The sequence below is a fragment of the Methylobacterium sp. ME121 genome (assembly GCF_000974725.1).
Lineage (GTDB): Bacteria > Pseudomonadota > Alphaproteobacteria > Rhizobiales > Beijerinckiaceae > Methylobacterium > Methylobacterium radiotolerans.
In genome coordinates, this window is the sequence record NZ_BBUX01000141.1 from 1 (window position 1) to 4,552 (window position 4,552).

General features: G+C 62.1%; 5 protein-coding genes. 3 read left to right on the plus strand and 2 right to left on the minus strand.

Annotated features, from left to right (window positions below):
* Window positions 1-387: 387 nt before the first annotated feature.
* Both ME121_RS32365 and ME121_RS32370 read right to left on the minus strand, forming a co-directional pair.
* Entirely contained in the window at window positions 388-1,848 is a 1,461-nt protein-coding gene (locus ME121_RS32365; protein ID WP_059410299.1) for a M48 family metalloprotease, read from the minus strand.
* A gap of 18 nt (window positions 1,849-1,866) precedes the next feature.
* Window positions 1,867-2,436 carry a LemA family protein gene (locus tag ME121_RS32370; protein WP_059410300.1) on the minus strand — a complete coding sequence of 190 codons (570 nt, stop codon included), beginning with the start codon at window positions 2,434-2,436 and terminating at the stop codon, window positions 1,867-1,869.
* A gap of 147 nt (window positions 2,437-2,583) precedes the next feature.
* On the opposite strand from ME121_RS32370, the gene ME121_RS32375 reads away from it, so the two are divergent.
* From ME121_RS32375 to ME121_RS32380, 3 genes are all read left to right on the plus strand, one after another.
* The gene (locus ME121_RS32375) at window positions 2,584-3,252 is read left to right on the plus strand and encodes a PspA/IM30 family protein (RefSeq protein WP_059410301.1); all 669 of its coding nucleotides are present in this window, start codon (window positions 2,584-2,586) and stop codon (window positions 3,250-3,252) included.
* On the plus strand, window positions 3,252-3,521 hold the full coding sequence (locus ME121_RS34805; protein WP_143739342.1) for a hypothetical protein: 270 nt from the start codon (window positions 3,252-3,254) through the stop codon (window positions 3,519-3,521). Before ME121_RS32375 ends, ME121_RS34805 begins: the two co-directional genes overlap by 1 nt.
* Window positions 3,522-3,601: 80 nt before the next feature.
* A complete protein-coding gene (locus tag ME121_RS32380; protein WP_059410302.1) occupies window positions 3,602-4,126 on the plus strand; it encodes a hypothetical protein in 525 nt (174 codons plus the stop codon).
* Window positions 4,127-4,552: the final 426 nt, after the last annotated feature.

Below are 4,552 nucleotides of genomic sequence, written 5' to 3' on the forward strand. Positions count from 1 at the left end.
TCCGCGGGTTCGTTCCTCGGAGACTTTCGTACGCCTGCCGGCGCCCGAAACTCTTCACGAAAGCCGACTGGCTGATTTCGGCACCGCGAGGCGCTAAACCGGACATCGCAGCATTCTTGCTACAGGCGTCTGTGACGCGCGTTTTGCCGACGTTTGAATAGCCGACACGGTTCTCCGACGCGGTTGCAATCGTTTTGGTCGACCGAGCATGCGTGGTCAGTGATCGTCGGGAAAACGTTCGTTTTTTGTACATAACGGTCGAAACAGCTGAATGACCGCTCCGGGTGGTTTCCTGCCTGTCCGCTTACGAGGACCGACGCAACCAAACCGGACCTGCAAACAGATCGTGCTGTTTGGCTGGTCGTGCGCTCGACCGTGCTGGATGAGTTAACGACCAACTTCTTTGTTCCGAATGATCTTAGTCGATGCAAAGGTGCCATCCGGTGCGTCGGCCATCATAGTCAACATCGCGCCAAACGGCCCAGCATGCTCGCTTTGTACGGAGAGGAACGCGCTCAACTCTTTCGGATCGCACTTTCGAGCCAGATGTGGAACGTTAGCCATTGAGGCGATCGCCCCAATATTGCAGGCCATACCCTTGGCTGCAGCCGCGAGGAACACGTTGAAGGGCTGCGGATCGAAGATCTCGATCAATACGGCTGGGCGGTCGAGGCGCTTGGCGTTGCAACACAGGATTGCTGCCACCGCCAAGATGACGCCGTAGCTCATGTTGCGGGTCAGGCCGAGCCAATTCCTTGTGTCGTCGGTGGCAACGCGACGGAGGGCGCTCATCGCTCGGAACGCCTCGCGCCGGCCGGGGCTGACAAATGCGTCGCACAGATGGTCGGCCGGTCGGCGCAGTGCATCCGGGCGCGTGTCGCGCCGCGCAGGTGCAATGAGTGCCATCGACCCGGTCATCGCGATGATCGCATTCACGCGCTCATCCATCCTCGGGTGTGTCGCCAGTCCGCCCTCGGCCGCGCCGTCGATCATCATCGCGTCTTGACCGGACGGAAGCCCAGCAATCGCGCTGTGGCCGTGCACCTTCCGCAAGGCCGAGATGAGGGCGGCCGGGTTTTGCGTAGCCTCCACGGCGACTGCGTCGGCGATAAACTCCCGGGATGAGGAGATCAGAAGCCGAACGAGCCGGCCCGCCTTCAGCGCCGACTGGGCGACGAAGCTGACGATCAGCACGAACACGAGGATCGGCGGAAACCACAACGTCAGGATCGGGAGACCCACGAGTTCCTTAAGCGGAGTGGTTTCCTTCATCCGCGGCGTAATCAACAGATCGAGCAGGCGCAGGCACACGTTGGCGGCCGCCATCAGGCGGATGTCGCCATTGCGGATGTGCGCGAGTTCGTGCGCGACCACTCCCGCCAGTTCGTCGTCGTCGAGACCATCGATGAGCCCACGGGTCACCACGACGACCGCGTCCTTGCGTCGGATGCCGCAGGCGAACGCATTCAGCGCACTTGAACGGATCACGCCGACATAAGGTACCGGCAATCCCATACTGAGCGCCAGCGGTTCGACGATGCGGCACAGGCGCGGCTCGTCCTGCTCGTCGACGAACGTGAACGCCATGACCCTGCGCACTGCGTGAACGTGCCAGAGCAGTAGCGCAACGAACAGGATGATGCCGGCGAGCGTCACCAGAACCAGGTAGCGGCTCGCGTAGCCGACCCAGGTGAAGACCGGCGCATGCTCTGGATCGAGGGCGGCAAGCGGCAAGTAGAGCGCTAGTACGGCTCCAACATGGAAAGCGGCGAGAAAGCCGGCGAACAGGACCAGCGAACGCCGGTCATTCGCGGCGATCCAGCCGAACAGGCCGTTGACGCGCAGCATATGGATCTCGCAGGCAAGTCAGAACTTGAAGGCGACAGGTTCGTCGATGAGGACGCGCTCGATGCCAAGGTCGAATGGCTTGCGCAGCTGCATCTTCCAGAGCCGCGCGATGAGGCTGCCGGGGAACTGACGCAGCGTCGCCCCATACTCGCCGACAGAGAGGTTGTAGAAGCGGCGCGACGCCGTGATGCGGTTCTCGGCGGCGACAAACTCGTCGCGCAGCGCCGTGAAGTGGCTCGATGCCTTCAACTCGGGATAGCGCTCGGCCGCCCCGATCAGGGCATTGATGGTCTGTGTTAGGTTCTTCTCAGCCTCAAGGCGTGCCTCGGGCTGGATCGCCGCGAGGGCGGCGGTGCGGGCCTGGATGACGCTGAGCAGGACATCGTGCTCGTGCTTGGCATAGCCTCTGACCGTCTCGACCAGCCCGGGGATCAGGTTCTGCCGGTGCTTGAGGTGCGCATCGATGTCGGCGAAAGCCGTCTCGCAACGCTGATCAAGCGCCACGAGCCGGTTCCGTGTCGCTACGACGATGTAGAACGGAGCGGCGGCCAGCGCGATGGCCAGCAGGACGAGACTGGTATCAATCATAAGGGCAAGCCTCTCCCCAACACACGTGCCAGGATAGAGGCGCCGGGTATAGAAACTGTTTATCTCACCGATAATTACTGTTCGGTATTAATTTAAATTCAATGGGCGACAGGCGATCCTGCTTCATGGATGCTGTTGAGGTGAGCCATGTCTGAATCCATCTTTTCACGGATATCGCGGATTTTATCGGCCTCTGTCGAGGACGCGATCGACAGGCTGGAAGCCGCAGGTGGCCCGGCTGTGATGCGCGAAGCCGTCCGTGAAGCGGAGCGGGCCATCGATCAGGCGAAGGCGGAACTCGAAAGCATCACGGTGCGTCGGCTGCAGGCAGCGCGCCAGCAACAGCTGCTCGCGAAACGCATCGAGGATCTGGGTGGTAAAGCCGCCTTCGCCGTCGATGAGGGCCGAGAGGATCTCGCCGAGGCGGCCCTGTCCCGGCAGATCGACTTTGAGACCCAAGCCAGGGCGCTCGATGATGTGCAGGCGCAGGTTCGGGTTGAGGAGGCAGAACTGGAGGCCGGCCTCGCGGCACTGGTGGCGCGCAAGGGGCAGATGGAGGAAGCGCTTGCCGCCTTCGAGGTCTCCAAAGGCGAGGCGGGGAATGGCTCCGGTTCCATGCGTCGTGAACACACGCCCGGTCAGCGGCTCGACGTTGCGGAGAAGGCGTTCGAGCGCGCCATGAAGGGTGTGGGCGGCGTCGGCTTCACACCGGCTGAAGCAGGGACGATCCACCGGGTTGCGGAGATCGACGCATTGCAGAAGAGCGCGGCCGTCGCCCAGCGGCTGGCTGCGCTCAAGGCAGGGCGGGCAGCCTGATGATCCGCAAGCCGACCGAAGTCTGGGGACGCGAGAGCGCAGTCGTCACCGGGGCACGATCCGCGGCCGTCGCCGGTGCTGCGGCGGCCAGAGCTGGCACGTACTATATGCGCGGCCTGATCTGCTGGAGTTTTGCCCTGCTTTGGGGCTTCGCGGCGCTAGCCGGCGGCCTCCTCGCTGGCAGCCTGCCGACGTTGCTCGGCGTCGGCGCCATGGCAGCCTTCATGGCTTGGTCCGGCAAACGGTTGTTCGCTAAAGCGCGGGGCTAACGTCCCGTCCTCGCTGAAATGTTTAAGTCCCGCTTACGCACCACAGCTGCACGCATCGCACAGCTATCGGAGGCAGACAGATGGTTCGGACCCTCCTGTTCCTTGCCGCCCTAACGTTCACGCTCGTAGGTCCTCTGGTGTACGCAGGACCACAGCTCGCGAGCGATCTGCAAGTCGGCGGACGCTGGGTACTGGTCGACGACCTGGCGATCAAGGAGTCGAAATGCACGCGCTGGTACTATCTCGTGTCGACGTGCCACATCGAGTACGTTGCTCGACGTGATCCAAGCCGCGTCGGCGGGACGCTCAACTATCTCGTGTTTGGCAGTTGGTCCGGTGAACGTGCACGCCTGCTGCGCGCGACCATGGATCCTAGTCGGATCGGGACCACGCTCGGGATAGAGCACATGCAGCAGCGGATCATCTCGTTTGGCGCTTTTGTGTTGATGCTGACCGCCTTCCTGCTGACGATCATCCGATCCGGCTTTTCAATCTCGCGGACAAGCAAGCCTCCTGTAGCCGACCTGAAGGTTGAGGAGCCTGCGCTGGCCACTGGCGTCCGAGCCTTTGGCCGAAGGCAGGACGGACGTGCCAAACTAACGTGATTGCAAGCCCCTGCGACAAGCTGAGGAGAGCAGGCTCGGGTGAAGCCTCTTGGGTCCGAACCGTAGATCCGACGGTTTGAAGGTGGAGTCAGCCACGACTCGTCGTGCTGAAGTGGGTCGCTATAGGGATCCTACTGGTTGGTCGGCCCATAAAATTGCAGAGCGTAAGGCCTGAGTCGATCTAACATTGACGCACCACGAAGGATGCTCCCGCCACCTGATCGCTCGAAATCTGCTATTCTGCATTCGAGCAATCGCAGTCATCCGCGGCCATAGATTCCGAAGTCCGCTTTTAGCCGGATGAAGCACGAGCCTGGGTGACCGGTTTGGGTCGGCAGCGGATCCTTAAGGGCCGATCCGCACGTCCCCGAAGGTCTCACGGACGCGATCCAGAATGCCCACGTCTTCCGTCTCGACCTCACACTG